The organism is Luteimonas sp. MC1782 (assembly GCF_014164605.1).
In the GTDB taxonomy this organism is placed as follows: domain Bacteria; phylum Pseudomonadota; class Gammaproteobacteria; order Xanthomonadales; family Xanthomonadaceae; genus Luteimonas.
On the sequence record NZ_JACJFT010000001.1, the window covers coordinates 643,815 to 669,700 of the forward strand.

At 69.0% G+C, this 25,886-nt stretch carries 24 protein-coding genes; 4 read left to right on the forward strand and 20 right to left on the reverse strand.

The features are described from left to right. The first annotated feature begins 51 nt into the window (after window positions 1–51). A complete protein-coding gene (ppsA, locus tag H5368_RS03085) occupies window positions 52–2,427 on the forward strand; it encodes a phosphoenolpyruvate synthase (RefSeq protein WP_182821244.1) in 2,376 nt (791 codons plus the stop codon). Window positions 2,428–2,473: 46 nt separating this feature from the next. Here the strand turns inward: ppsA and H5368_RS03090 are convergent, their stop codons facing one another. The 18 genes from H5368_RS03090 to ndk form a co-directional block, all read right to left on the reverse strand. Next, a complete protein-coding gene (locus H5368_RS03090; protein WP_182821246.1) occupies window positions 2,474–3,742 on the reverse strand; it encodes a DUF2254 domain-containing protein in 1,269 nt (422 codons plus the stop codon). Between the two features lie 108 nt (window positions 3,743–3,850). Then, window positions 3,851–4,405, reverse strand: coding sequence for an oligoribonuclease (orn, locus tag H5368_RS03095; RefSeq protein ID WP_223878046.1), 555 nt, complete (start codon window positions 4,403–4,405; stop codon window positions 3,851–3,853). A gap of 53 nt (window positions 4,406–4,458) precedes the next feature. Beyond that, window positions 4,459–4,968: a tRNA adenosine(34) deaminase TadA gene (gene tadA, locus H5368_RS03100; protein WP_182821248.1), complete on the reverse strand. Its 510-nt coding sequence runs from the start codon at window positions 4,966–4,968 to the stop codon at window positions 4,459–4,461. Next, window positions 4,959–6,542, reverse strand: a complete 1,584-nt coding sequence (gene guaA, locus H5368_RS03105; protein ID WP_182821250.1) for a glutamine-hydrolyzing GMP synthase — start codon at window positions 6,540–6,542, stop codon at window positions 4,959–4,961. Before guaA ends, tadA begins: the two co-directional genes overlap by 10 nt. After that, window positions 6,539–6,760 carry a hypothetical protein gene (locus H5368_RS03110; RefSeq protein ID WP_182821252.1) on the reverse strand — a complete coding sequence of 74 codons (222 nt, stop codon included), beginning with the start codon at window positions 6,758–6,760 and terminating at the stop codon, window positions 6,539–6,541. The genes guaA and H5368_RS03110 overlap by 4 nt, the downstream gene beginning before the upstream one ends. A gap of 1 nt (window position 6,761) precedes the next feature. Beyond that, window positions 6,762–8,219: an IMP dehydrogenase gene (gene guaB, locus H5368_RS03115; RefSeq protein ID WP_182821254.1), complete on the reverse strand. Its 1,458-nt coding sequence runs from the start codon at window positions 8,217–8,219 to the stop codon at window positions 6,762–6,764. 77 nt (window positions 8,220–8,296) lie between these two features. After that, window positions 8,297–9,178, reverse strand: a complete 882-nt coding sequence (gene folD / locus H5368_RS03120; protein ID WP_182821256.1) for a bifunctional methylenetetrahydrofolate dehydrogenase/methenyltetrahydrofolate cyclohydrolase FolD — start codon at window positions 9,176–9,178, stop codon at window positions 8,297–8,299. Window positions 9,179–9,202: 24 nt separating this feature from the next. Further along, complete coding sequence (locus H5368_RS03125) at window positions 9,203–10,228, reverse strand: DUF2272 domain-containing protein (RefSeq protein WP_182821259.1); 1,026 nt, start codon at window positions 10,226–10,228, stop codon at window positions 9,203–9,205. Between the two features lie 85 nt (window positions 10,229–10,313). Beyond that, a complete protein-coding gene (gene moeB, locus H5368_RS03130) occupies window positions 10,314–11,450 on the reverse strand; it encodes a molybdopterin-synthase adenylyltransferase MoeB (RefSeq protein WP_182821261.1) in 1,137 nt (378 codons plus the stop codon). Between the two features lie 78 nt (window positions 11,451–11,528). Then, window positions 11,529–12,764 (reverse strand): gephyrin-like molybdotransferase Glp, encoded by a 1,236-nt coding sequence (gene glp, locus H5368_RS03135; protein ID WP_182821263.1) that lies wholly within the window; start codon window positions 12,762–12,764, stop codon window positions 11,529–11,531. Continuing rightward, complete coding sequence (locus H5368_RS03140) at window positions 12,761–13,336, reverse strand: NTP transferase domain-containing protein (protein WP_182821265.1); 576 nt, start codon at window positions 13,334–13,336, stop codon at window positions 12,761–12,763. The genes glp and H5368_RS03140 overlap by 4 nt, the downstream gene beginning before the upstream one ends. Continuing rightward, window positions 13,333–14,748, reverse strand: coding sequence for a ribosome biogenesis GTPase Der (gene der, locus H5368_RS03145; protein ID WP_182821267.1), 1,416 nt, complete (start codon window positions 14,746–14,748; stop codon window positions 13,333–13,335). The genes H5368_RS03140 and der overlap by 4 nt, the downstream gene beginning before the upstream one ends. Before the next feature lie 3 nt (window positions 14,749–14,751). Next, entirely contained in the window at window positions 14,752–15,963 is a 1,212-nt protein-coding gene (gene bamB, locus H5368_RS03150) for an outer membrane protein assembly factor BamB (protein ID WP_182821270.1), read from the reverse strand. Then, entirely contained in the window at window positions 15,960–16,604 is a 645-nt protein-coding gene (locus H5368_RS03155; protein WP_182821272.1) for a tetratricopeptide repeat protein, read from the reverse strand. The genes bamB and H5368_RS03155 overlap by 4 nt, the downstream gene beginning before the upstream one ends. A gap of 132 nt (window positions 16,605–16,736) precedes the next feature. After that, the gene (locus H5368_RS03160) at window positions 16,737–17,552 is read right to left on the reverse strand and encodes a RodZ domain-containing protein (protein ID WP_182821274.1); all 816 of its coding nucleotides are present in this window, start codon (window positions 17,550–17,552) and stop codon (window positions 16,737–16,739) included. Continuing rightward, on the reverse strand, window positions 17,549–18,364 hold the full coding sequence (locus H5368_RS03165) for a type IV pilus biogenesis/stability protein PilW (RefSeq protein ID WP_182821276.1): 816 nt from the start codon (window positions 18,362–18,364) through the stop codon (window positions 17,549–17,551). Before H5368_RS03165 ends, H5368_RS03160 begins: the two co-directional genes overlap by 4 nt. After that, window positions 18,351–19,541: a 23S rRNA (adenine(2503)-C(2))-methyltransferase RlmN gene (gene rlmN, locus H5368_RS03170; RefSeq protein ID WP_182821279.1), complete on the reverse strand. Its 1,191-nt coding sequence runs from the start codon at window positions 19,539–19,541 to the stop codon at window positions 18,351–18,353. The genes H5368_RS03165 and rlmN overlap by 14 nt, the downstream gene beginning before the upstream one ends. Before the next feature lie 51 nt (window positions 19,542–19,592). Then, window positions 19,593–20,018 carry a nucleoside-diphosphate kinase gene (gene ndk / locus H5368_RS03175; RefSeq protein ID WP_182821282.1) on the reverse strand — a complete coding sequence of 142 codons (426 nt, stop codon included), beginning with the start codon at window positions 20,016–20,018 and terminating at the stop codon, window positions 19,593–19,595. Window positions 20,019–20,240: 222 nt separating this feature from the next. On the opposite strand from ndk, the gene H5368_RS03180 reads away from it, so the two are divergent. The 3 genes from H5368_RS03180 (at window position 20,241) to H5368_RS03190 (ending at window position 24,554) form a co-directional block, all read left to right on the forward strand. Beyond that, window positions 20,241–20,858: a TetR family transcriptional regulator gene (locus H5368_RS03180; RefSeq protein WP_182821284.1), complete on the forward strand. Its 618-nt coding sequence runs from the start codon at window positions 20,241–20,243 to the stop codon at window positions 20,856–20,858. 86 nt (window positions 20,859–20,944) lie between these two features. Then, complete coding sequence (locus H5368_RS03185) at window positions 20,945–23,317, forward strand: 3-hydroxyacyl-CoA dehydrogenase/enoyl-CoA hydratase family protein (RefSeq protein ID WP_182821286.1); 2,373 nt, start codon at window positions 20,945–20,947, stop codon at window positions 23,315–23,317. Between the two features lie 31 nt (window positions 23,318–23,348). Next, the gene (locus H5368_RS03190) at window positions 23,349–24,554 is read left to right on the forward strand and encodes an acetyl-CoA C-acyltransferase (RefSeq protein ID WP_182821288.1); all 1,206 of its coding nucleotides are present in this window, start codon (window positions 23,349–23,351) and stop codon (window positions 24,552–24,554) included. Window positions 24,555–24,607: 53 nt separating this feature from the next. Here the strand turns inward: H5368_RS03190 and H5368_RS03195 are convergent, their stop codons facing one another. Continuing rightward, window positions 24,608–25,159: a hypothetical protein gene (locus H5368_RS03195; RefSeq protein WP_182821290.1), complete on the reverse strand. Its 552-nt coding sequence runs from the start codon at window positions 25,157–25,159 to the stop codon at window positions 24,608–24,610. A 144-nt stretch (window positions 25,160–25,303) separates the two neighbouring features. After that, window positions 25,304–25,825 carry a hypothetical protein gene (locus H5368_RS03200; protein ID WP_182821292.1) on the reverse strand — a complete coding sequence of 174 codons (522 nt, stop codon included), beginning with the start codon at window positions 25,823–25,825 and terminating at the stop codon, window positions 25,304–25,306. Window positions 25,826–25,886 lie beyond the last annotated feature (61 nt).

Here is a 25,886-nt window from a genome sequence, read left to right on the forward strand (position 1 = left end):
TCGTGGCTTCCTTCCCCAGCGTGACCCCTTCGCATCTCCGGAGTGCCCGTTTTGAGCGCCAATATCCTGTGGCTAGACGATCTGCGCCTGACCGACCTTGCCCAGGTGGGCGGCAAGAACTCCTCGCTCGGCGAGATGATCGGCAACCTGGCAAGGCTCGGCGTTTCGGTGCCTGGCGGGTTTGCCACGACCGCGGATGCCTTCCAGGCGTTCGTGGCGCACAACGACCTGCACCAGCGGATCTTCGACAAACTGGCCACGCTCGACGTGGAGGACGTGCCGGCGCTGAACCTTGCCGGCGCCGAGATCCGCGGCTGGGTGATCGCGGCCCCGCTGCAGGCGGAGCTTGAACAGGAGATCCGCGACGCCTACGCAAAGCTGTGCGCCAGCAACGGCGGCGGTGAGGTCGCGGTGGCAGTGCGCTCCTCGGCCACGGCCGAAGACCTGCCCGACGCCAGCTTCGCGGGCCAGCAGGAAACCTATCTCAACGTCACCGGCGCCGACGACGTGGTCGTCAAGGTCAAGGAGGTGTTCGCCAGCCTCTACAACGACCGCGCCATCGCCTACCGCGTGCACCACGGCTTCAAGCACGAGGACGTGTTCCTGTCGGCCGGCGTGCAGCTGATGGTGCGCTCGGACATCGGCGCGTCCGGCGTGCTGTTCACGCTCGACACCGAGTCCGGCTTCCGCGACGTGGTGTTCATCACCTCCAGCTACGGCCTGGGCGAGAACGTCGTGCAGGGCGCGGTGAACCCGGACGAGTTCTATGTCTACAAGCCCACGCTGCGCCAGGGCAAGCCGGCGATCCTGCGCCGCTCGCTCGGCGCCAAGCAGATCCGCATGGTGTATTCCGACCAGCCCGGCGAGCGCGTGCGCAACGAGGACACCCCCGTAGCGCTGCGCAACCGCTTCTCGATCGACGATGCGGACGTGGCGGAGCTTGCCCGCCAGGCGCTGACCATCGAAGAGCACTATGGCCGCCCGATGGACATCGAGTGGGCGAAAGACGGCGCCAGCGGCAAGCTGTTCATCGTCCAGGCGCGCCCCGAGACGGTCAGGTCGCGCGCCAAGGCCACGCAGATCGAGCGCTACATGCTGGGCGCGCGCGGCCCCGTGGTCACGGAAGGCCGCGCCATCGGCCAGAAGATCGGCAGCGGCACCGCGCGCGTGGTGCGCACGCTGGACGACATGAACCGCGTGCAGCCCGGCGACGTGCTGGTCGCCGACATGACCGACCCCGACTGGGAGCCGGTGATGAAGCGCGCCGCCGCCATCGTCACCAACCGTGGCGGCCGCACCTGCCACGCCGCCATCATCGCCCGCGAGCTCGGCGTGCCGGCGGTCGTGGGCACGGGCAACGGCCTGGATACGATCAAGGACGGCAGCGTCGTCACCATCAGCTGCGCCGAAGGCGACACCGGCTACATCTATGACGGCGCCCTGCCATTCGAGCACATCACCACCGACCTGTCGTCGATGCCCGAAGCGCCGCTCAAGATCATGATGAACGTGGCCAACCCGGAGCGCGCCTTCGACTTCGGCCAGCTGCCCAACGCCGGCATCGGCCTCGCGCGCCTGGAGATGATCATCGCCGCCCACATCGGCGTGCACCCCAACGCCCTGCTGCAGTACGACCAGCAGGACGCGGACATCCGCAGGAAGATCGACGAACGCATCGCCGGTTACGCGGGCCCGGTCGAGTTCTATGTCGACCGGCTCGCCGAGGGCATCGCCACGCTGACCGCGTCGGTGGCGCCGAACCCGGTGATCGTGCGCATGTCGGACTTCAAGTCCAACGAGTACGCGAACCTGCTCGGCGGCCAGCGCTACGAGCCGGAAGAAGAGAACCCGATGATCGGCTTCCGCGGGGCCAGCCGCTATGTCGATCCGTCGTTCGCGGATGCCTTCGCGCTCGAGTGCAAGGCGGTGCTGCGCGTGCGCGAGGAGATGGGTCTCGACAACCTGTGGGTGATGATCCCGTTCGTGCGCACGCTGGACGAAGGCCGGAAAGTGCTCGATGTGCTCGAGGCCAACGGCCTGGTGCGCGGCCGCAACGGGCTCAAGGTCATCATGATGTGCGAAGTGCCCTCCAACGCGCTGCTGGCGGACGAGTTCCTGGAAATGTTCGACGGGTTCTCGATCGGCTCCAACGACCTGACCCAGCTGACCCTGGGCCTGGACCGGGATTCGGCGGTGGTCGCCCACCTGTTCGACGAGCGCGACCCGGCGGTGAAGAAGCTGCTGTCGATGGCCATCCAGACCGCGAAGGCCAAGGGCAAGTACATCGGCATCTGCGGCCAGGGCCCGAGCGACCATCCGGATCTCGCCGAATGGCTGATGCAGGAAGGCATCGAGTCCCTGTCGCTCAACCCCGACACCGTGGTCGACACCTGGCTGAGGCTGGCGAAGTTGAAGGCTGCCGGCTGAGCGGGTCGTACGTCCCGGATCGGAACGGGAGCCCGGCTGCATCGGGTCAGGCGACAGGGCTCCCGGCAATCTCTTCGGCAAGCGCGCGGATCAACGCCTTGTCGTGTTCGATCCGCAGCACGGCCATCGCGCGCTCGCAGGCAAGGCGCGAATGGTGTCGCGCGGCATGGGCATAGCGTGGTCCGTCCAGATGGACAAGTGCGCGCAAGCCCTTCTGCAGGCGAATACCCACCTCGACCACCGCTGCGCCATCGCGCGCGATCGGGGTGAACAGGTCGTCGAACAGGTCGATGAGCGCGATGCCGGGCACGTGCACCAGCGGGTAGTCGACTGCACGAGGCTCGACGGGCTCGCTCCAGATCGACAGCAGGCGCACCGCGCGACCGATCACGTCGATCGCGGTGCCCGGGTCGTTGATCGCGGGTGACAGCGCCCGTGAAGCGATTTCCGACAGCACCGAAGCCCCGAAACGGGGGTCCTGGTCGAACGACCGCGTGTCCTGGATGGTGAAGGCCTTGCACACCGACGCATCGACCTTGTCGTTGGCCGGCATGCCAAGACCGTGCGCAAGGGCCCGCGAGTGATCGACGAACGCCCCGGGCAGTACGCACAGGAACAGTTGCCCGTGGTGGGATCCAGCCAACTCCTGCAACGCACCCATGTCGATGTGCTGCACGTACCCGATGCAGCGTGATCGAATCGTGCGGGCATCGCCGGGGATGTCCTGACCCGGATCGCGCAGGGGCTGGCCGCCCAGGTGCGGCAGTTCGCGGCGGCTGCGCATGGCGGCGCTGGCAGCCTCCTCGACCCGGTCGGTGGTGTCACCGACGCGGCCGAGCCTGGATACGTGATCGATCCAGCGCAGCAGGGCCACCACGATCACCACGGTCACCGCCAGGCTCACCACGAACAGGGCAAGGCGGCCCTGCTCGCCGTAGTACCCGGTGCTCAATGCGATCAGGCCAGCCAGGCTGAACACGAACGAGCCGATGAAGATCGCCAGCGTGTTCTGGCTGGTCGTGTCCGCCAGCAACAGCTGGATCGCACGCGGAGTGGCGCTGCTGGTCGCCGATGCATAGGCCGACACCATGGTGCTGAGCGAGAAGATGGTGACCGCCAGCATGCTGGAGCCCAGGATGTCGAGGATGTTGCCGACTGCATTGGCGCCGAGCTGGGCGGCAAGCTCGGCCGGTATGTAAGGGCTTGCCAACGCGCCGGCAAGCGCGGTTCCCACCGCGATCACCGAGAACAGGCTGGCGCGGAACCAGAGTTTGCGGGTCAGATGCAGCAGCAGCCAGTGCAGGCGTGATGTCATCGGTCGCTTCTCGTTGGCTGTCGCGGGAAGGGTAGCGCAACGCTTGCGCCGTACCCGGACCCGAGCAGGACGGGCTGCGCGCCGGGCATGACGGTGCGCGGCGCGTACTCAGTCGTGCGGAGCGAAGGCGCCCATCGCCTGGCGGTAGTGGCGCAGTTCGGCGATGGAGTCCTGCACGTCGGAGAGCGCGGTGTGCGTGCCGGCCTTGCGCACGCCCGCAAGGACCTCCGGAGCCCAGCGCCGCGCCAGTTCCTTGACCGTACTCACGTCGAGGTTTCGGTAGTGGAAATAACGCTCCAGCCGCGGCATGCAGCGGTGCAGGAAACGCCGGTCCTGGCAGATCGAGTTGCCGCAGATCGGGGATTGGTTCGGCCCGATCCATTCGGCGAGGAAGGCCAGAGTGCGCTCCTCCGCCTCGGCCATGTCGACGCCCTCCTCCAGCACGCGCCGCCACAGGCCGGATCGGCCATGCTGGTTGCGGTTCCAGTCGTCCATCGCTTCGAGGCGTTCGAGCGGATGCGCGATCGCAAGCTCCGGGCCGGTGGCCAGCACCTCGAGGTTGGCATCGGTGACGACAGTCGCGATCTCGAGGATCGTGTCGCTGCCGGTGTCGAGCCCGGTCATTTCAAGGTCGATCCAGACCAGCCTGTCGTTCGCGCCCACGCCTGCTCCCTGCCATGTCTACGGATGCGCATGATAACGCGCTGCCGCGAACCTCAAGCCGGCGGGCGGCCGCGCTTGGCACGGAAATAGCTGCGCAGGCGCGCGCCGGCTTCCTCGGCCAGCACGCCACCATCCACCAACACGCGATGGTTGTGACGCGGGTCGGCCAGCAGGTCGAACACGCTGCCTGCCGCACCGGTCTTGGGATCCGTGGCGCCAAATACCACGCGCTCCACGCGCGCGTGCACCATCGCCATGGCGCACATCGCGCAGGGCTCCAGCGTTACGTACAGCGTGCAGCCGAGCAGGCGGTGGTTGCCCAGCGTCCTGCCTGCCTCGCGCATGGCGACGATCTCGGCATGCGCGCTGGGATCGTGCTCGGTGATGTTGCGGTTCCAGCCTTCGCCGAGCAACCTCCCTGCCGCGTCCACCAGCACCGCCCCTACCGGGATCTCGTCGTCCTCGCCCTGCGCGCGGTCGGCGAGGGAAAGGGCGTGGTGCATCCAGTGCAGGTCGCGTGCGGTGTCGGCTTCGGGCGCGTGCAATGCAGGCCTCACTCCCATTCGATCGTGGCGGGCGGCTTGCCGCTGATGTCGTACACCACGCGCGACACGCCGCGGACCTCGTTGATGATGCGGTTGGACACACGCCCGAGGAACTCGTACGGCAGGTGCGCCCACTGCGCGGTCATGAAGTCGATGGTCTCCACCGCGCGCAATGCGATCACCCACTCGTAGGCCCGCGCATCACCCACCACGCCCACCGACTTTACCGGCAGGAACACGGCGAACGCCTGGCTGGTGCTGTCGTACAGGTCCGCCTTGCGCAGTTCCTCGATGAAGATGGCATCCGCGCGCGCCAGCAGCTCCGCGTATTCCGGGCGCACCTCGCCCAGGATGCGCACGCCGAGGCCGGGGCCCGGGAACGGATGCCGGTAGACCATCTCGTGCGGCAGTCCGAGCGCCACGCCGATGCGCCGCACCTCGTCCTTGAACAGTTCGCGCAGGGGCTCCACCAGGCCCATCTTCATGTGCTCAGGCAGGCCGCCGACGTTGTGGTGGCTCTTGATGACGTGCGCCTTGCCGGTCTTGCTGCCGGCGGATTCGATGACGTCCGGATAGATCGTGCCCTGCGCCAGCCACTTGGCATTGGCGAGCTTGCCGGCCTGCTCGTCGAAGATCTCGACGAACAGGTTGCCGATGATCTTGCGCTTGGCCTCGGGGTCGGTGACCCCGGCGAGCGCCGCGAAATAACGCTCGCGCGCATCGACCCGGATCACGCGGATGCCCAGGCCGTGCGCGTCGGAGGCGTCGGCGAAGGTGGCCATGACCTGGTCGCCTTCCTGCCAGCGCAAGAGGCCCGTATCGACGAACACGCAGGTCAGCTGGTCGCCGATCGCGCGGTGCAGCAGGGCCGCGACCACGGACGAGTCGACGCCGCCGGACAGGCCGAGGATGACCTCGTCGCCGCCGACGGCCGCGCGCACGCGCGCCACCTGGTCGTCGATGATGTGCTCGGCCGTCCACAGCGTGTCGCAGCCGCAGATCTCCACCACGAACCGGCGCAGCAGCTCGTGCCCGGACTTGGTGTGGGTGACCTCGGGGTGGAACTGCACGCCGTACCAGCGCCTGTCCTCGTTGGCGAACGCCGCCACCGGCACACGCGCGGTCCTTGCGGTGACGGTGAAGCCGGGCGGCGCGCGCGAGACGTGGTCACCGTGGCTCATCCACACGTCCAACCGTGGCGGCAGGCCCGGATGGTCCTTCAGCTCGCCGAACAGGCGGTCGGAGGCGACCAGCACGACTTCGGCATGGCCGAACTCGCGCGCGTCGGCGGCCTCGGTCTCGCCGCCCAGCTGCTTGGCCATGGTCTGCATGCCGTAGCAGATGCCCAGCACCGGCACGCCGCTGTCGAAGACCTCCTGCGGCGCGACCGGGGCATCGATGCCGGTGGTCGACTCCGGCCCCCCGGACAGGATGATTCCCTTGGGCGCGAACGCGGCGATCTCGGCCGGGTCATGGTCCCAGGCCCAGATCTCGCAGTAGGTGCCCAGTTCGCGCACGCGGCGCGCGATCAGCTGCGTGTACTGCGCGCCGAAGTCGAGGATCAGGATCTTGTCGCGATGCGGGTCGGTCATGGAGGCGGGCTCAGGGGCGGCGCGGGAACTTCGCCGCCGTGGAAGGTGCATTGCTGGCGTTCGCGGTCCCAGCGGCCGGCGTTGCCGGTGCAGGAATCACGCAGCTGCCAGGCGCGGTATTCGCCGTAGGCGAACACGCCGGCGGCAAGCAGCAGCAGGACCACGAGTCCCGTGCCGAGGCGCCGCCGGCGGGGTGGCTTGCCGGAGGGCGAAGCCATCTCAGCCGGTCCTGTAGTTGGGCGGTTCCTTGGTGATCTGCACGTCGTGGACGTGGCTCTCGCGCTGGCCGGCCCCGGTGATCTTCACGAACTCCGGTCGGGTGCGCATGTCTTCCACGGTGGCGCAGCCGACATAGCCCATGGTGGCGCGCAGGCCGCCGATCAACTGGTGGATCACGCCGCTCAGCGGGCCGCGGTACGGCACGCGGCCTTCAATGCCTTCCGGCACCAGCTTGTCGGCGTCGGCGGCCTCCTGGAAATAGCGGTCGCTGGACCCCTTCTCCATCGCCGCAAGGCTGCCCATTCCGCGATAGCTCTTGTAGCTGCGGCCCTGGTAGAGCTCGGTCTCGCCCGGTGTTTCCTCGGTGCCGGCGAACAGCCCGCCGATCATGACCGTGGACGCGCCCGCGGCAAGCGCCTTGCCGATGTCGCCCGAATAGCGGATGCCACCGTCGGCGATCAGCGGGATGCGGTCCTGCAGCGCGGAGGCGACCATGTCGATGGCGGTGATCTGCGGTACGCCCACGCCCGCCACCACGCGCGTGGTGCAGATCGAACCGGGGCCCACGCCGACCTTGACCGCGTCGGCACCGGCGTCCATCAGCGCCAGCGCCGCGTCGCCGGTGACGATGTTGCCGCCCACGACCTGCAGTTGCGGAAAGTGCTTCTTCGCCCAGGCCACGCGGTCCAGCACGCCCTGCGAGTGCCCGTGCGCGGTGTCGACGATGATCACGTCCACACCCGCCGCGGCCAACGCCTCGATGCGCGCCTCGGTGTCACCGCCCACGCCGACCGCGGCGCCGACCAGCAGGCTTTCCGAGGCGTCCTTGGCGGCATTCGGGTTGTCGCGGGCCTTCTGGATGTCCTTCACCGTGATCAGGCCACGCAACTGGAAGGCGTCGTTGACCACCAGCACCTTCTCGATACGGTGCCGGTGCAGCAGGCCGATCACTTCCTCGTCGCTGGCGCCTTCGCCCACCGTGACCAGCTTGTCCTTGCGGGTCATGATGTTGCGCACCGGGTCGTCGAGCTTGGTCTCGAAGCGCATGTCGCGGCCGGTGACGATGCCGACCAGCTGGTCGCCGTCGACCACCGGCACGCCGGAGATGTTGCGCGCGCGGGTGAGGCGCAGCACTTCGCCGATCGAGGTCTGCGGACCGACCGTGAACGGCTCGCGGATCACGCCGGCCTCGAAATTCTTGACCTTACCGACCTCGATCGCCTGGCGCTCGAGGCTCATGTTCTTGTGGATGATGCCGATGCCGCCGAGCTGGGCCATGGCGATGGCGAGCCTGGCTTCGGTCACGGTGTCCATGGCGGCCGACACGATCGGCATGTTGAGGCGCAGCGTGCGCGTCAGCCGGGTGGCGAGCGTGACGTCCTTGGGCAGGACGATGGAATGGGCGGGGACCAGCGAAATATCGTCGTAGGTCAGCGCTTCAGCCTGGATGCGCAGCATGGGCGGGCCAGTTGGGGTGAAGCGTGCCATTGTACGCCGCCGCGGGCCGGCGGGTCTCGCCGCGCGTGCGGAACGCCCTATTCCGCGCCGTCGGCGGCTTCCGCGGCTTCCAGGGTGTTCTGCATCAGCGTGGCCACCGTCATCGGGCCCACGCCGCCCGGCACCGGCGTGATCCAGCTCGCCCGCGTCGCGGCTTCGGCGAACCCGACATCGCCGACCAGGCGGCCGTCGTCGAGGCGGTTGATGCCGACGTCGATCACCACCGCGCCCGGCTTGATCCAGTCGCCCGGGATCATGCCGGGCTTGCCCACCGCGACCACCAGGATGTCGGCCTCGCCCACGTGGCGGCGCAGCACCTCGGGCGGCGTGAACTTGTGGCAGCTGGTGACCGTGCAGCCGGCGATCATCAGCTCCAGCGCCATCGGCCGGCCGACGTGGTTGCTGACGCCGACGATCGTCGCGCTCTGCCCGCGCACCGGCCGGTCGGTCCACGCCAGCAGCGTGGTGATGCCGCGCGGCGTGCATGGCCGCAGCCCGAACTGGCGCAGCGCCAGGTGGCCGACGTTTTCGGGATGGAAGCCGTCCACGTCCTTGCGCGGGTCGATGCGGTGGATCAGGCGCGTGGCATCGGGGATGCCGGGCAGCGGCAGCTGCACCAGGATGCCGTTGACTGACGGATCGGCATTGAGCCGGTCGATGAGCGCGAGCAGTTCGGCCTCGCTGGTGCCTTCCGGCAGGTCGAAGTCAAGCGCGCGGATGCCGACGATGCCCGCGGCGCGCCGCTTGTTGCGCACGTACGAACGCGACGCCGGGTTGTCGCCCACCAGCACGACGGCCAGCCCGGGCGGCGCGTGGCCAGCGGCGATGCGCCGGTCGACGCGCAGCTTGAGGGTATCGAGGAGCTCATCCGCGATCCGCCTGCCGTCGAGGATGCGGGCCTGGCTGGAGATGTCTGACATACCGATGCCGTGCGCGTGGGGGCGTCATTGTCCCTGATTCAAAGGTCGGCTTGCAGGACAGCGCGGAACACCCGAACCGACCACGCAGTTCACGCAGCACCGCGGGGATGACGGCGCCATGGCCGGTGGCAGGACTGCCCGTGCAGGCGCAAGCCCGGCGAGCTCCTGCGCCGGCCGCAGCTGCAGCAGCACTGCCCAGTCCTGGCGATTGGCGCTGCACCCGGCCGGCGTGTCCGGCGTGCAGCTGGCGCCATCCACCGGTCGCGTCGGAAGCTCGGCGAACTGTCCACCGGGGGTGAGCGGCAGCAAGCGCATCGTGACCCCGTCCAGCACGTTGCCGCCGACCAGGTACGCCGTCGCGTCGCCGGGTTGCGCGGCCACCACGATGTCGCAGTGCATGCCGAGGCCGCTGTCGTCACTGCTCAACAGGCTGGCAAGCCCGGGAAATCCGTAGCTGCGCGCGGCCACGCGCACATAGCACAGCAGGTCGCCCTGCCCCGGCCGCACCGCGCGCGGATCGGCGACCCGGTAGGCGCTCCCCTCGGGATCACGGTAGGCGTCGCGCACGTAGCCGACATGGCTTGCCGAACCCCGGAACCCCGGCAGCGCCGCACGCCCCAGCACCCATGAGACGAAGGCGGCGGACCACGGGGTATCGACGATGAAGGCACGACAGGCGGGCGCCGCGTACGCGCCGTTGGCCTGCACGCAGTCGTTCGCGCCCGGGCGCTGCAGCGCCTGGTACAGCAGGCCGCTGCCGCGCCAGTAGTCGGCCACACGCAGCCACGCCGGCTGGCCGTTGGCGAGCAGCGCCGCCTCGGCCTCGCGAACTTGCGAACCGGCCAGGCGACCTTCCCGATCGATGAAGGGCCGGTACCAGAGCTGGTGCTCCTCGCAGGCGACAGCGGCGATGCGCGTGACGATGGCGGGCGAGCCGGTCTGCGCGCGCAGCAATGGACACGGGTCGGCGGCCTGTGCGGTACCGGCCGCGCCCAGCAACCAGAGCGTCGCCGCGCAAACGAGCAGTTGCCAAGCTGAGGGTCTGGCCATCGATCGTCGCTCCCCGGATGCAGCGCACAGCCTAGGGCATCAAAGCCGCCGATCGCTCACGCGGCGGCGACGCCGCAGCGCCGCGTCAGGCGCCCGAACAGAAGGCGGCGTAGTCGATGTAGCCGGGGAACGGCGTGCCGGGCGCGCATACCGGGCATCCGGGATCCGGCCGCAGCGTGGTTTCGCGGAAGTGCATTCCCAGCGCATCGAAGTGCAGCAGGCGACCGGCAAGCGGCTCGCCAACGTGCAGCAGCAGCTTGAGTGCCTCGGTGGCCTGCAGCATGCCGATCACGCCGGGCAGCACGCCGAGCACGCCGGCCTCGCTGCAGCTGGGTGCCGACTCCGGCGGCGGCGGCTCGGGGAACAGGCAGCGGTAGCACGGCGCCTGGCCGCGGTGGCGGCCGGCGTCGAACACGCTCACCTGGCCTTCGAACCTGTGCACTGCGCCGTACACCAGGGGGATTGCGAGCTTCACGCAGGCATCGTTGAGCAGGTAGCGCACGGCGAAGTTGTCGGCACCGTCGACCACGAGGTCGACGCCCTCGAGCAGGCGTTCGACGTTGCCTGAGGTGACCCGTTCGCGGACCGCTTCGACGGTGATGCGCGGGTTGAGCGCCGACAGGCGCGTCTCGGCGGAGTCGACCTTGGGCATGCCGATGTCGGCGTCGGTATGCAGGATCTGGCGCTGCAGGTTGCTGCGCTCGATGATGTCGTCGTCGGCGATGCGCAGGTGGCCGATGCCGGCCGCAGCCAGGTAGAACGCCGCCGGCGACCCCAGGCCGCCCGCGCCCAGCATCAGCACGCGGGAGGCCTCCAGCCGGCGCTGGCCGCGAGCGCCGACTTCCGGGAGCAGCAGGTGCCGCGAGTAGCGCTCGTGGAAATCGCTGTCGACCTCGTGCGCGGGTGGCCGCGTGACCGGCAGGCCTTCCGCGATCCAGCGCAGCGTGCCGCCGCGCACGGAGGCGACGTGGCGATAGCCGAGCCGCTGCAAGGACTCGGCGGCGAGCATCGAGCGGCCACCGGTCTGGCAGATCAACACCAGTTCGGTGTCGCGGTCCGGGAAGTGGAAGCCCGGGTCGTCCTCGAGTTCAGCACGTGAAATGCCGACGGCGCCGTCGGCCATGCCGGCGCTGCGCTCGTGTTCCTCGCGCACGTCGACCAGGCGGGCGCCGGCAGCGTGTCGCCGCTGCGCCTCGCGCGGCGTGGTTTCGTTGGCAGGCATGCCGTGATTATCGACCATTGCCGTCGCTTCGCCGACTGCGGGAAACCCGAGGTGGACAGGATGCGCGCTTCGCCCGGTTCAGCACGGCATTACATCGACGAACGCACCCGCCGGGTAGTCCCGGGGGCCCTCGTCCAGCACCAGCAACACATCGGCATCCGCCGCCGCGCGCATGCGGTGTGAGCCATCCGCCGGACTCGGCTCCACCTCCGGCACGCCGTCCGCGCCCTGCCGCAGTCGCCCGCGCAGGAACTCGAGGCGCTCGTGGCTCTTGCGCCAGGGGGTGGCAAGCCGCGCCCGCCACGGAGCACGTCGCGCCGTCCGGCCCTGCATGGCGTCCACCAGCGGGCGGCCCAGGGTCAGCCACGTCGCCAGCACCGAAACCGGGTTGCCTGGCAGGCACAGGAACAGCGCTCCGCCGAGGCTACCCCCTTCGGCCAGCAGCAGCGGCATGCCGGGCTTCATGCGCACCTTCCAGAAGGCGATCCGCGCCTCGGCCTGCAGCAGCGCGGGAATATGGTCCTTCTCGCCCGCGGACACCGCGCCGCACGTCAGCACCACGTCAAAGGCATGGCCGGCGTGGCGCAGCGCGGACTCGACCTGCGCGGGATCGTCGGGCAGCGTGGGCCAGGCGACCGGCTCCAGGCCGTCGGCGCGCAGCAGGCCCATCAGCAGTTCGCGGTTGCTGTTGTGGATCTGGCCGGGCGCCAGCGGCAGGCCCGGCTCCACCAGTTCGTCGCCGGTCGTGAACACGGCCACGGTCGGTCGGCGCGCGACCGCCAGCGTCGGCACGCCCTGCGACGCGGCCAGCGCGACGCGCGCGGGCGTGAGCACTTCGCCTGCGCGCAACAGGAGGTCGCCAGGCACGCAGTCCTCGCCGGCAAGACGCACGTGGCGGCCTGCGGCAGGCGCCACCAGCACGTCCACGCGGTCACCATCGACACACGTGTCCTCTTTCATGGCCACGGTGTCGGTGCCCGCAGGCATGGGTGCGCCGGTGGTGATCCGCACGCATTCACCGGCGCCCACCAGCAAGGGCTGGGCGCGGCCGGCGAACTGCTCGCCCACCAGCCGCAGGCAGGTGGTGCCAACATTCGCCAGATCCGCATGGCGCAGCGCGTAGCCGTCCATCGCCGAATTGTCGAACGGCGGCTGCGCGATGCCCGCCACCAGGTCCGCGGACAGCACGTGGCCGTGCGCGCGCGCAAGCGACAGGTCCTGCGCGCCGGTGGCGTGGGCGACGCCCAGGGTGCGGACGATCGCCAGCGCTTCCGCGTGGCTGATGCGCGTCGGGAACGTCGCCGGATCGTTCATGGTGATGCCGCCATGCCGGCTGCGGCAAGATCCGACGGCGTGTTGAGGTTTCCGAAGCGCACCCCCTCGAAGCGGACCGGGGCCATGCCCAGGCCTGCCTGCAGCTGATGCACCGCATGCGCGCCCGACGCGATGGCCGCCGGGAGTGCGGCGCGCAAGGCGGCCACCCGCCACAGCGCGACCAGCGGCTGCATGCCGTCATCGTCTTCGGCAAACGCGCCCGTTTCGCCGGCCGCACGCAGGCTGCGCAGCAGGCAGTCGTTGACCGACAGCAGGTCGACCGGCAGCGTCAGCAGCCAAGGCGTGGCGCACGCTTCGGCCAGGGCATCCAGTCCCCCGAGTGGACCGATGCCGGTGAACCGGTCCGCGACCGCCGCCATGCCGTGGGCGGCATAACGATCATGATCGCGGTTGGCACTGGCCATCACGGCGTCCACCTCGCTGCGGACGCGATCCGCCAGGCGCAGCACCTGGGCAACGCCACCGCGTTCGAGCCAGGCCTTGTCGATCCCGCCCAGGCGCGTGGCGCGCCCTCCGGCCAGCAGGCCAAGCGTCGTCGCGCCGGCGTTCACTTCCCGCGCTTGACGTGGCGGATCATCCGCCGCTTCTTGACCACCTGGCGCGTGCTGAGCACGTTCTTGCGGTCCTTGTAGGGGTTCTCGCCTTCCTTGAACACCAGTTGCACCGGCGTTCCGACCAGCTTGAAGCGCTTGCGGAAGAAGTTTTCCAGGTAGCGCTTGTAACTGTCGGGCAAGGTGCGCAGGCGCGTACCGTGGATGACGATGGTCGGCGGGTTTTCACCACCCGGGTGCGCGAAGCGCAGCTTGGCGGTATGTCCGCGCACCACCGGCGGCGGATTGGATTCGTAGGCCACTTCGACCGCGCGCGTGACCTCGGCGGTGCTGAACTGGCGCGTGGCCGAGGCGTGCGCGCGGTGGATGGCGCGGAACAGTTCGCGCAGTCCGGAGCCGTGCAGCGCGCTGATGCGCACCGCCTCCGCCCACTCCACGAAGGCGAGCTTGCGCGACAGCAACGACTCGACCTGCTCGCGCTGGTAGTCACTCTGGCCGTCCCACTTGTTCACCGCCACCACCAGGGCGCGTCCGGCATCGAGCACCGCGCCCAGCACGCTGGCGTCCTGGTCGGTCACGCCTTCGTTGGCATCGATCATCACCACCGCCACCTGGCACTGCTCGATCGACTGCAGGGTCTTGATGATCGAGAAGGTTTCCACCGCTTCGTCGACGCGCGACTTGCGGCGGATGCCGGCGGTGTCGACCAGCCGGTAGCGGCGGCCGTCGCGCTCGAGGTCGGCGGCGATCGAATCGCGCGTGGTGCCGGCGACTTCGGAGGCGATCATCCGCTCCTCGCCGAGGATGCGGTTGACCAGCGTCGACTTGCCGACATTGGGGCGACCGACGAAGGCGACGCGGATCCGTTCCGGATCGTTGTCCGGCACCGGTGCCTCGCCCTGCTCCGGCAACCTGGCCAGGATATCGTCGACCAGGTCGTCGATGCCGTGCCGGTGCGCCGACGACACCGCGAACACGTCGCTGAAGCCGTAGCGCGAGAATTCCGCGAGCGATTCGCGCGCGTCGATCCCGTCGGTCTTGTTGACCACCAGGAACGTGGGCCGCGACGCCTTGCGCAGCCATGAGAGGATCTCGTCGTCCAGCGCCGAGGGTCCTTCGCGGCCATCGACCACGAACAGCACGAGGTCGGCTTCCTCGGCGCCTGCGCGGGCCTGGCGCGCGGTGGCGCCCGCAAGGTTGCCGGTTTCGAGATGGGCGTTGCCGGCGGAGATGCCGCCGGTGTCGACCAGCGCGAACGGCCGGTCCTCGTCCAGGCGGCACACGCCGTAGTGACGGTCGCGGGTGACCCCGGGCTGGTCATGGACCAGCGCATCGCGGGTGCGCGTCAGCGCATTGAACAGCGTCGACTTCCCGACGTTCGGGCGACCGACCAGAGCGACCAGTGGCAGCATGGGTCAGTCGATGCGCCAGGCGCTGATGTCGCCGCCGACGTCCTGGACCACGAGGATGCCGTCGACCACGACCGGAGGACCGGTGAGTGCACTGCGACCGGCGCGCGCACGCGCCACGAACTCGCCGTCCAGCAGGCGCATCCAGTGCAGGTAACCGTCAAAATCACCGACCACCGCATGGCCGCCATGGATGCGCGCGGGACCGAGGTTGCGGTTGGCCAGCGCGGGCTGCTGCCAGTAGGCGGTGCCGACGTACTTGTCGATCGCCCATACGGTGCCGGTCCGGTCGCTCACCACGAGGCGATCGCTGCCCACGGCCACGCTGCCTGCGCCGCCGCTTTCCGACGCCCACAGCGGGCGGCCAGTCGGCGCATCGAAGGCCATCGTGCGTCCCTTGTAGCTGCTCGCGAACAGGACCGCGTCCTCGAGCACCGGCGCACCGTCGACGTCGGCCATGCGATCGAGCTCGGTGCGGCCGTCGCCAAGCGAGATCGGCTGCTCCCACAGCACCCGACCATCGCCGAGGGCAAGCGCGACCACGCGACCATCGTCCATGCCGACAAAGGCGTGACCGGGGCCAAGCGTCACCGGCGCATTGCCGCGGACGGTGAGCGTGGGCAGGTCCTGCACCCAGAACCAGCGGCGCTGGCCGGTGGCCGCGTCGAACGCGGTGACGCGTCCTTCATTGGACCGCACGAGCACCAGGCCCTGGCCGATCGCCGGTGCGGCGATGACTTCGCTGGTGACCTTGGCCGTCCAGCGTTCCGTGCCCGTGGCCGCGTCAAGCGCCACGACTTCACCGTCCAGCGTGCCCGCGACCACCAGGCCGTCGCCGGCGCCCGGACCGCCGGTCAGGCGCAGGTCGCTGGCGTGATGCCAGACCTGGGCGCCGGACTGCAGGTCGAACGCGCGGACCCCGCCCTTGATGGACGAGGCGAATACCCTGCCATTGGCCACGGCCGGACCCTGGCGCGCGCCCGAGGAGCCCTCGCCCTTGCCGGCGCTGGCTTTCCACAGGCGGCTGGGATTGGCGGTGGCCGCGAACTCGACGAGCTCGGCCGGCTGGCCGGCCTTGGCGTCCTTGTCCTTGCCGCCGAACCAGCCCTTGACGGTGCTGCAGCCCGTGACCACGACGAGGCAGACCAGCACGGTCGCGGCGCGGGTGGCGAATCGGGAACCGGCCCGGGGCGGGCTGGTGCGCTGTGCTTGGGTCATCGGGCGTTGCCTTCCGTGTGGGCCGGCACGCCGCCGGCATCGATCAGTTTGATTTCAAGGATGCGTCGCTGCGGCACCGCGGCAACGTCCAGCGCCGCCAGCGCGGCGGTATACGCGGCGCGTGCATCATCGGTGCGACCGGCCACCACGAGCGCATCGCCGCGGGTCTCGAGGCTGCCGGCATCGGCGGCATCGCCCAGCACCGCAAGCGCCTCGTCGGCCTTGCCGGCCGCGACGTGCAGGCTCGCCAGGCGGCGCGCCACCACCGGTTCCAGCGCCGGGCCGGGGTCGGTCAGGGCAGCCAGCGTCGCCGTGGCGGCGTCGGTGTCGCCGGCATCGACCTGCGCCTTCGCCAGGTCCAGCGCCAGCAACGCCGCAAACGCGCCGTCGTTCAGTTCGGCCGCGGCGGCCAGGTCACGGGCCTTGTCCAGGTCGCCGGCGGCGATGCTCGCATTCACTGCCGCGTAGGCATCACCCTGTGCCATGCGCTGCTCCAGCTGGTGCGCCTGCCACTGCTGGAAGCCCCAGACCAGGCCCAGCGCCACCGCAATTCCGGCGAAAACGCCAAGGGCGTTCTCGCGCACCCACTGGCGAACACGTTCGCCCTGTTCGTGCTCATCGAGCAACTCGTCTACTGCCATGACCGTCCGATCGGGCTGCGAGCCACCCGGGGTGTCCGCGGGCAGCTATGGGAAGGAATGCGACCCGCGAACGGGTCCTCGGTTGCACGCGGATGGCCCGCGCTGCGGGCCACCGCTGCCGTGACACCCCGGTCAACGACCAGCAGGCACCAGCGATCCGTCAGAGGATACCGTAAAGCGGGCGACGTTCGCCCGAAGCAAGGGTGCAAGGTCCTGCCGGGCACCGTTGAGACGCAGTTCGACCGCGGCGGCGTTGCCGAACACCATGCCGCCGACATCCCCGACCACGAAGCTGCGCGTGTTGCCCGCGCGCAGCAGGGAGTGCTCGATGACCTGTCCGTCGCGGCCGGTGATCTCCACCCAACTGTCATCGACGAGGCGCAGTTCAAGCGCCGCCGTCGCGCTGCCGGCGCGCTGCGCGACCGGTGCCATCGATGCGACCAGCGGCACCGGCTGGCGCGGCCTGGCCACCGCCGGCGCGCCGGGCTGGCCTGCAGTGGAGACCACGGGCATGTCGAGGGAGGCGGACGCGGCGCCCTGCGTGGCGAGGTGCGGCCGGGTGGCCAACCACACCGGCAAGGCGATGGCGACGGTGATCACCGCGTAGACCAGGCGCTTGGCGAACTGCTCGGCCACGATGCGCATGCGCGGCACATAGGTGCGAGGCACCAGCGCCACCGGCTCCACCGGCGCGACGCCGACGACAGCCTGCATGGTGGCGGTGGACAGGCCCAGCAGGCGCGAGTAGCTGCGCAACTGGCCACGCACGTAGACCGGGGCACCGAGCCGGTTCCAGTCTTCGGCTTCGAGCGATTCGACGACGCGCACCGGCATCCTCAGCCGCGTCGCGACATCCTCGATCGAAAGTCCTGCGGCCTCGCGCGCATTGCGCAGGCGGCGGCCACAGCCCTGCTCGGCATCGGCCATGTTGTGGTCTGGCGGCATCATCGTGAACTGCTGTCCCCGGGCAGCACTGCCTGCGCGTGCGGGAATTCCGTCCGCAGGCGCTGAACATAACGAGCGGCGGCAGCCTTGTCGCCGAGCTTGTCTTCGATCTGTGACGCAAGTTGCAGCGCGGCCGGCGACGCCGGTGCCGCCTCCAGCCGGCGCTCGGAGAACGCGCGCGCCTCGAAATCGTCGCCACGCCCGTGCAGGTGCCGGGCCAGCGCTTCCAGGCCGACGGCATTCACCGGATCGAGGGCGAGCGCCGCGCGCAGGTCGCGCTGGGTGCGCCCGGGCTGGCCGCCTTCGTCGGCACATGCGCCGGCGTTGGCCAGCGCCGAGGCCGGGCTGGCATAGCTGCGGTCGGCCAGGGCGCGGTCGAACCATGCCAGCGATTCGGCGGCGCGTCCGTTTCGGCACAGCCATGCGCCATGGTTGTTGAACGTGGCGCCGGAAGGCTTGAGTCCGGCGGCGCGGGCGTAGTGCTTGCCGGCTTCGCGGCTGTCGCCCTGGCGCTCGAGCGCAAGCGCAAGCAGCGTATGCGCATCGGCGTCGCGGCCATCGATCTTCATCGCCAGACGTGCTTCGGCAGCGGCCTCCGGATAGCGGCCGGCGCGCAGCGCCTGTTCGCCACGCAACAGGTGGCCACGCGTGGACGCCTTGCCGCGCGCCTGGCCGTCATCGCTGAAATCGTACTGGGCGGCGACCTGTGTCGAGTCGCCGCGCTGCGCGCTCGGCTTGACGAAGGTGAGGCGCGAGCAGCCTGCGGCCAGCAGCGAGCAGGCCACCGCCAGGCCAACGAGGTCAAGCCGCCGCATCGCCGCCCTCCCCGTCCGAGACCTGCGCGAGATGCTTGCGGAACTCGGCCTGACGGCGGGTGCGGTCGGCGACCTGCCCCTTCAGCTGGCCGCAGGCGGCATCGATGTCGTCGCCGCGCGTGCGACGCACCATGGTGAGCACCTGGGCGTCGAGCAGCAGCTTCTGGAACGCACGGATCGCGTCCTCGCCGGAACGCTCGTACCGCGTGCCGGGGAACGGGTTGAACGGGATCAGGTTGACCTTGGCGGCGTCCTTGACCTGCAGGGCGTTGCCGAACTGGCGCATCAGCCGCGACAGCTGGCGCGCGTGCTCCGGCTGGTCGTTGACGTCCTTCATCAGCGTGTATTCGAAGGTGATCGACGAACGCGGCTTGCGGCGCACGTAGCGCTCGCAGGCGGCCATCAGCTCGGCGATCGGGTACTTCTTGTTGAGCGGCACCAGTTCGGTGCGCAGCTCATCGTTGGCGGCGTGCAGGGAGACGGCCAGCGACACGTCGCTCTCCTCCGACAGCCGGTCGATCATCGGCACCATGCCGGCGGTGGACAGGGTGACGCGCTTGTTGGCCAGGCCGTAGCCGAGGTCGTCGCGCATCACGCTCATCGCGCGCACCACGTTGTCGAAGTTCATCAGCGGCTCGCCCATGCCCATCATCACCACGTTGGTGAGCCGGCGCTGCTTGTGCGGAATATTGCCGAGGTGCTTCGCGGCCACCCATACCTGGCCGATGATCTCGGCGGTCGACAGGTTGCGGTTGAAACCCTGGGTCGCGGTGGAACAGAAGCTGCAGTTGAGCGCGCACCCGACCTGCGACGACACGCACAACGTGCCGCGGCCCTTGTCCGGGATGTACACGGTCTCGATGGCGTTCTTGCCATCCATGCCCAGCAGCCACTTGTGCGTTCCGTCGGTGGACGGCTTGTCGAAATGCACCTGCGGCACGATCACCTCGGACCGCTCCTGCAGCTTGGCGCGCAGCGGCTTGCCGAGGTCGGTCATTTCGTCGAAGTCGGTGACGTGCCGGTGGTGGATCCACTTCATCACCTGATGCGCACGGAAACGCTTCTCGCCGAGTTCATCGGCGAAAAAGCGCTCCAGCCCCTCGCGGTCGAGGTCGAGCAGGTTCTGCTTGGCGGTTGCTTCGGTCACTGGGCTTCTGAGGTCAAGGTCATTTGCCACGGATCACGCGGATCAAGGGCACGTCCACCGCGTATATCCGTGGCAGGAAAATCAACGAACGTAGACGTCGGTCGACGGGAAGAAGTACGCGATCTCGACGGCAGCGGTCTCGGCGGCGTCGGAACCGTGTACGGCATTCGCATCGATGGAATCGGCGAAGTCGGCGCGGATCGTGCCGACGGCGGCATCCTTCGGGTTGGTTGCGCCCATCAGGTCGCGGTGCTTGAGCACGGCACCCTCGCCTTCCAGGACCTGGATCATCACCGGGCCGCTGATCATGAACTCGACCAGTGCATTGAAGAACGGGCGCTCGCGGTGCACGGCGTAGAAGCCTTCGGCCTCCGCGCGCGACAGCTGCTTCATTTTCGCGGCGGCGATCTTGAGGCCGGCCTTCTCGAAGCGGGCATAGATCTCGCCGATGACGTTCTTGGCGACGGCATCGGGCTTGATGATGGACAGGGTGCGCTCCAGCGCCATGGGGAATTCTCCGGAAGGCGGGCCGCCATGTTTCAGGCAGTCCCAGAAGGTAACAGAAAAAACCCACGCAGGGCGCGGGTTTAGCCGATATGGCTAGTGTGATTCTACCGGAACGCACACGCTGCCTGCACGCACTTCCGACATGATCGGCGATTGACCGGAGCGGCGGCCTGCACCTAGTATCAAAACAAGCGTTTGATTCAGGATCGGTTCCCGGCAGCCATGGCCACCACCCAGTTTTCGACCAAGGACAGGATCCTCGGCGCCGCAGAGGAGCTGTTCGCCCTGCATGGCTTTGGCGGCACGTCGCTGCGCCAGGTCACCAGCCGCGCGGACGTCAACATCGCCGCGGTCAATTACCACTTCGGCAGCAAGGAGAATCTCATCAACGAGGTCTTCCGCCGCCGCATGGACGAGATGAGCCGCCGCCGGCTTGAACTGCTCGGCGAGGCGCGCGAGGCCTCACCCGGCGCGCTGGAGCCCCTGCTGGCGGCATTCATCGAGCCCGCGCTGGCGCTGGCGCGTGACCGCCAGGGTGGCGTGGCCTTCATCCGCGTGATCGCCCGCGCCTACGCCGAGAAGAATGACGGCCTGCGCAAGTTCCTGTCAGAACAGTACGGACACGTGCTGCGCGAGTTTGCCAAGGCGATTGCCGAGTGCGTGCCGCAGCTGGACAAGGAGCAGCTTTACTGGCGCCTGGATTTCCTGGCGGGAGCGCTCACCTATGCCATGTCCGAGTTCGGCCTGATCAAGCGCCCGGCAAGCGTCAGCGAGGTGGCGCACCGCAAGCGTGCGGCCGAGGAGCTGATCCGGTTCGCGGCCGCCGGCCTCAAGAGTTGATCGTTGCGACCAGATATTCAATCAGATCAAATTGTTGCGCTTAAGATTTGATCTTGTTTCACAAGTCCATCATGGAGCCAGGAAACATGTCCGAGAAATTGCTTGTGCGCAGGGCCGCGGTACTCGGGGCCGGGGTAATGGGGGCGCAGATCGCGGCCCACCTGACCAATGCCGGCGTCGACACGGTGCTGTTCGACCTCCCGGCCAAGGAGGGCGACCCCAACGGCATCGTCACCACGGCGATCGCCAACCTCGGCAAGCTGAGCCCTGCCCCGCTGGCGTCGAAGGACCTGGCCACGGTGATCACCCCGGCCAACTACGAGCTCGGCCTGCAGCGCCTCAAGGACTGCGACCTGGTGATCGAGGCGATCGCCGAGCGCATGGACTGGAAGCAGGACCTGTACGCGAAGATCGCGCCGTTCATCGCCGACCACGCCGTACTGGCCAGCAACACGTCGGGCCTGGGCATCAACAAGCTGGCCGACGTGCTGCCCGAGTCGCTGCGCAGCCGGTTCTGCGGGGTGCACTTCTTCAACCCGCCGCGCTACATGCACCTGGCCGAGCTGATCCCGGCGCGCACCACCGACAAGGCGGTGCTGCAGGGCCTGGAGACGTTCCTGACCACGACGCTGGGCAAGGGCGTCGTGTACGCCCGCGACACGCCCAACTTCATCGGCAACCGCATCGGCGTGTTCTCGATCCTGTCCACCATCCACCACACCCGCGAGACCGGCCTCGGGCTCGACGAGGTCGATGCCCTCACCGGCCCGCTGGTGGGACGCCCCAAGTCGGCGACCTACCGCACGTCCGATGTCGTCGGCCTGGACACCATGGCCCACGTCATCAGGACGATGGCCGACACCCTGCCCGACGACCCCTGGCACAAGTACTTCAAGTCGCCGAAGTGGCTCGCCGGGCTGGTCGAGAAGGGCGCGCTGGGCCAGAAGACCGGCGCCGGCATCTTCCGCAAGGTGGGCAAGGACATCCTGGTCGTCGACCCGGCGGCCGGCGATTACCGCCCTGCCGACCGCGTGGCCGCACCCGAGGTGGTCGAGATCCTGAAGACGCGCGACCCGGTCGAGAAGTTCTCGAAACTGCGCGCCAGCGACCACCCGCAGGCAAAATTCCTGTGGGCCACGTTCCGTGACCTGTTCCATTACAGCGCCTACCACCTGGCCGACATCGCCGAGACCGCGCGCGACGTCGACCTGGCGATCCGCTGGGGCTACGGCTGGTCGCTGGGTCCGTTCGAGACGTGGCAGGCGGCAGGCTGGAAACAGGTCGCGCAGTGGATCGCCGACGACATCGTCGCCGGGAAGGCGATGAGCGACGCGCCCCTGCCGGACTGGGTGTTCGACGGGCGCGACGGCGTGCATTCGGCCGAGGGCAGCTACAGCCCCGGCAAGAATGCCCGCCTGCCGCGCTCCGCCCTGCCCGTCTACAAGCGCCAGCGTTTCCCGGATCCGTTGCTGGGAGAGTCGTTCCCCAGGGGCGAGACGGTCTTCGAGAACGACGGCATCCGCATGTGGACCGACGGCGACGACATCGCCGTGGCGTCGTTCAAGACCAAGATGCATACCGTGTCCGACCATGTACTGGACGGCCTGCAGGAAGCCGTGGCCCGCGCCGAGCGCGACTTCGCCGGCCTCGTGGTCTGGCAGCCGAAGGAGCCGTTCTCCGCCGGTGCCGACCTCGCCGGTGCGCTCGGGCTGCTGCAGGCCGGCAAGGTCGACGCGTTCGAAGCCATGGTGGCGAACTTCCAGGCCACCAGCCAGGCGATCAAGTATTCGCTGGTGCCGGTGGTGGCCGCGGTGCGCGGCCTGGCGCTCGGCGGCGGCTGCGAGTTCCAGATGCACAGCGCCCGGACCGTCGCGCACCTCGAGAGCTACATCGGACTGGTCGAGGCCGGCGTGGGCCTGCTGCCGGCGGGCGGCGGACTGAAGGAGCTCGCGGTCCGCGCCTCGCAGGCCGCCGGAGCCAACGGTGACGTGTTCGTCGAGCTCAAGCGCGTGTTCGAGACCATCGCGATGGCCAAGGTGTCGGCCTCGGCGGTCGAGGCCAAGGAGCTGGGCCTCCTGCGCGCCGGTGACCGGGTGGTGTTCAACGCCTTCGAGCTGTTGCACGTGGCGCGCCAGGAAGCCGCCGCGCTGGCCGAAGCGGGCTATCGCCCGCCCATGCCGGCGCGCCAGGTGCGTGTTGCCGGCGACGTCGGCATCGCCACATTCAAGATGCTGCTGGTCAACATGCTGGAAGGTCGTTTCATCAGCGAGTACGACTACGAGATCGCGACCCGCATCGCCACCGTGCTGTGCGGCGGCGAGGTCGATCGTGGCGCAGTCGTCGACGAGGACTGGCTGTTGCGCCTGGAACGCCAGCACTTCGTGGAGCTCGCGCAGCAGGACAGGACCCAGTCGCGCATCGCGCACATGCTCAAGACCGGCAAGCCGCTGCGCAACTGACGCGCGCCCGACGACACAGGACAAGACCAACATGAGCAAGCAGATCCAGGACGCATACATCGTCGCCGCCACCCGCACCCCGGTGGGCAAGGCGCCCAAGGGGGTGTTCCGCAACACCCGGCCGGACGACATGCTGGCGCACGTGCTGAGGGCCGTCGTCGCGCAGGCACCGGGCATCGACGTCAACCGCATCGACGACGCGATCATCGGCTGCGCCATGCCCGAGGGCGAGCAAGGCATGAACGTGGCGCGCATCGGCGTGCTGCTGGCCGGCCTGCCCGACACGCTGGCGGCACAGACCATCAACCGCTTCTGCTCGTCCGGCCTCCAGGCCGTGGCGCTCGCCGCAGACCAGATCCGGCTGGGCAATGCCGACCTCATGCTCGCCGGCGGCACCGAAAGCATGAGCATGGTGCCGATGATGGGCAACAAGGTGGCGCTGTCGCCAAGCGTGTTCCGCGACGACAACGTGGCCATCGCCTACGGCATGGGCATCACCGCGGAAAAGGTCGCCGAGGAATGGAAGGTCTCGCGCGAGGACCAGGACGCGTTCGCGGTCGAGTCGCACCGCAAGGCGCTGGCCGCGGCCAAGGCCGGCGAGTTCCGCGACGAGATCAGCCCCTACGAAGTGCTTTCGCGCCAGCCGGACCTCGGCGGCAAGACCATCCGCACGAAGAAGCTTCTGGTCGAGCACGACGAGGGCCCGCGTGCCGACACGTCGGCCGAGGGCCTGGCGAAGCTGCGTCCGGTGTTCCGCAACGGCCAGTTCGGCGGCACGGTGACCGCCGGCAACTCGTCGCAGATGAGCGACGGCGCGGGCGCGGTGTTGCTCGCGTCCGAACAGGCCATCAAGGACTACGGCCTGACGCCGCTCGCGCGCTTCGTGTCGTTCTCGGTGGCCGGCGTGCGTCCGGAGGTGATGGGGATCGGGCCGATCGCGGCCATCCCGAAGGCCCTGAAGCAGGCGGGCCTGACCCGCGACCAGCTCGACTGGATCGAGCTCAATGAAGCCTTCGCCGCCCAGGCGCTTGCGGTGATCCGCGATTGCGGGCTCGACCCGTCGAAGGTGAACCCGCTGGGCGGTGCCATCGCGCTCGGCCATCCGCTCGGCGCCACGGGCGCGGTGCGGACGGCCACCATCGTCCACGGCATGCGTCGACGCGAACAGAAGTACGGCATGGTGACGATGTGCATCGGCACCGGCATGGGCGCCGCCGGGATCTTCGAGGCGCTCTGACCGGCGGCATGATCCGCGCGGTGCGGTCACTGCATCGCGCGGATCCGTGGTTCTCAGCGCGCCCGGCCGTAGATCTCGACGCGCGTGCTGCCATCGGGATTCTGGGTGCGCGACACCACCGAGCTGGGCATCGCGGAACCCACGCTGGACATGTAGATCAGGATCCAGTCTTCCGCTTCGCCATTGCTGGCGAACTGCCCGTCGATCCGGCACATGCTGCTCTTGCAGTCCATGCTCAGGCTGGTCGCCTTGACGCCCGCCGTTGCAAAGCCGGGCTGGCCGGCAATGCCGGTGAGTTCGGCTTCCTTCTGCGGCGCCCAGGCCGGGTCGACCTGCTCGGCGGCGAACCGCTCGGCGGATTGCTTCTTCAGCGCCGCGGTCCGGGCGATATGCTCATCCCGGCGCTGCGCGCGTCGTTCGACATGCGCGGCCAACTGAGCCCCGCTCGACGCGCGCGATGCGACCGGGGAACGTGGCGGCGGGCTGACCGGCGCCGGAACCGTGCGCGCGACGTCGCTTGCCGCGGAATCCGCCGCGGTGGCGGGCGCGGGCTCGCTCCGGCCGCGCATCGCGATGGTGCCGATGACCACCGCGGCGACAAGCACCGCGGCGACGATGATGGGGGTCCTGCTGTTGCGATTCATGCGTCCACTTGGCCTTTGGGGGTGCGGGCGGCAAGGCCCGGCACGCCTCTGAAACGAAAAGGCGCCGGAAATCCGGCGCCCCTGCGATTACGTACGACAGCGCGATCAGACCGGGGCGTCGTCCGTGTCCCAGAAAATGTAGGTGTCGTTGATGCCCACGCCGACCGGCAGGTTGCAGCTGATGGCAACCAGGCCCGAGGCCATGCCGCCGCCCGCGAAGTCGTCGGCGAACCAGAACATGTCCTCGCTCTGCGCACCCGGAGCGATGACTTCGGTCCGGCTGACGAACTCGTTTTCACCGGTCTGCCAACCGGTGACCGCGGTGCAGGTCAGCGAAACCGGCGCGGTGGTGGTGTTGGTGAAGTAGGTGTCGAGCAGGACGGCCGAGTTGTCGATGGCCGCGCCGGCGTCGAACTCGAAGCCACAGGTGATGTAGCTCGACGCGGTGCCTTCGTTCTGGATGGCCAGCGGGCGCTTGCGGATGGCCGTTTCGAACGCCGGCAGGGCGCCCTGACAGCGAGCGGCCGGCTGCGACGCGTTCGCATGGGTAGTCTGGGCGGTGGCGGGGACGCTGTAGGTCGCGGCGACGGCAAGCGTCAGTGCCGCAAAAGTTGATGCAAGCTTCATGGAATGGGTCTCTCCCTAGGGTGATGTGCAGACACTTGACGCAGGAACGCGATTGCGCGCC

Excerpts from the sequence above, each read along its gene's own strand:
- H5368_RS03090 (WP_182821246.1), bottom strand. The coding sequence starts at position 3,742 with ATGACATCACGCCTGCACTGGCTGCTGCTGCATCTGACCCGCAAACTC.
- tadA (WP_182821248.1), bottom strand. The coding sequence starts at position 4,968 with ATGGGAGTGAGGCCTGCATTGCACGCGCCCGAAGCCGACACCGCACGC.
- guaA (WP_182821250.1), bottom strand. The coding sequence starts at position 6,542 with ATGACCGACCCGCATCGCGACAAGATCCTGATCCTCGACTTCGGCGCG.
- H5368_RS03110 (WP_182821252.1), bottom strand. The coding sequence starts at position 6,760 with ATGGCTTCGCCCTCCGGCAAGCCACCCCGCCGGCGGCGCCTCGGCACG.
- guaB (WP_182821254.1), bottom strand. The coding sequence starts at position 8,219 with ATGCTGCGCATCCAGGCTGAAGCGCTGACCTACGACGATATTTCGCTG.
- folD (WP_182821256.1), bottom strand. The coding sequence starts at position 9,178 with ATGTCAGACATCTCCAGCCAGGCCCGCATCCTCGACGGCAGGCGGATC.
- H5368_RS03125 (WP_182821259.1), bottom strand. The coding sequence starts at position 10,228 with ATGGCCAGACCCTCAGCTTGGCAACTGCTCGTTTGCGCGGCGACGCTC.
- moeB (WP_182821261.1), bottom strand. The coding sequence starts at position 11,450 with ATGCCTGCCAACGAAACCACGCCGCGCGAGGCGCAGCGGCGACACGCT.
- glp (WP_182821263.1), bottom strand. The coding sequence starts at position 12,764 with ATGAACGATCCGGCGACGTTCCCGACGCGCATCAGCCACGCGGAAGCG.
- der (WP_182821267.1), bottom strand. The coding sequence starts at position 14,748 with ATGCTGCCACTGGTCGCTCTGGTCGGTCGCCCGAACGTCGGGAAGTCG.
- bamB (WP_182821270.1), bottom strand. The coding sequence starts at position 15,963 with ATGACCCAAGCACAGCGCACCAGCCCGCCCCGGGCCGGTTCCCGATTC.
- H5368_RS03155 (WP_182821272.1), bottom strand. The coding sequence starts at position 16,604 with ATGGCAGTAGACGAGTTGCTCGATGAGCACGAACAGGGCGAACGTGTT.
- H5368_RS03160 (WP_182821274.1), bottom strand. The coding sequence starts at position 17,552 with ATGATGCCGCCAGACCACAACATGGCCGATGCCGAGCAGGGCTGTGGC.
- H5368_RS03165 (WP_182821276.1), bottom strand. The coding sequence starts at position 18,364 with ATGCGGCGGCTTGACCTCGTTGGCCTGGCGGTGGCCTGCTCGCTGCTG.
- ndk (WP_182821282.1), bottom strand. The coding sequence starts at position 20,018 with ATGGCGCTGGAGCGCACCCTGTCCATCATCAAGCCCGATGCCGTCGCC.
- H5368_RS03180 (WP_182821284.1), top strand. The coding sequence starts at position 20,241 with ATGGCCACCACCCAGTTTTCGACCAAGGACAGGATCCTCGGCGCCGCA.
- H5368_RS03185 (WP_182821286.1), top strand. The coding sequence starts at position 20,945 with ATGTCCGAGAAATTGCTTGTGCGCAGGGCCGCGGTACTCGGGGCCGGG.
- H5368_RS03190 (WP_182821288.1), top strand. The coding sequence starts at position 23,349 with ATGAGCAAGCAGATCCAGGACGCATACATCGTCGCCGCCACCCGCACC.
- H5368_RS03200 (WP_182821292.1), bottom strand. The coding sequence starts at position 25,825 with ATGAAGCTTGCATCAACTTTTGCGGCACTGACGCTTGCCGTCGCCGCG.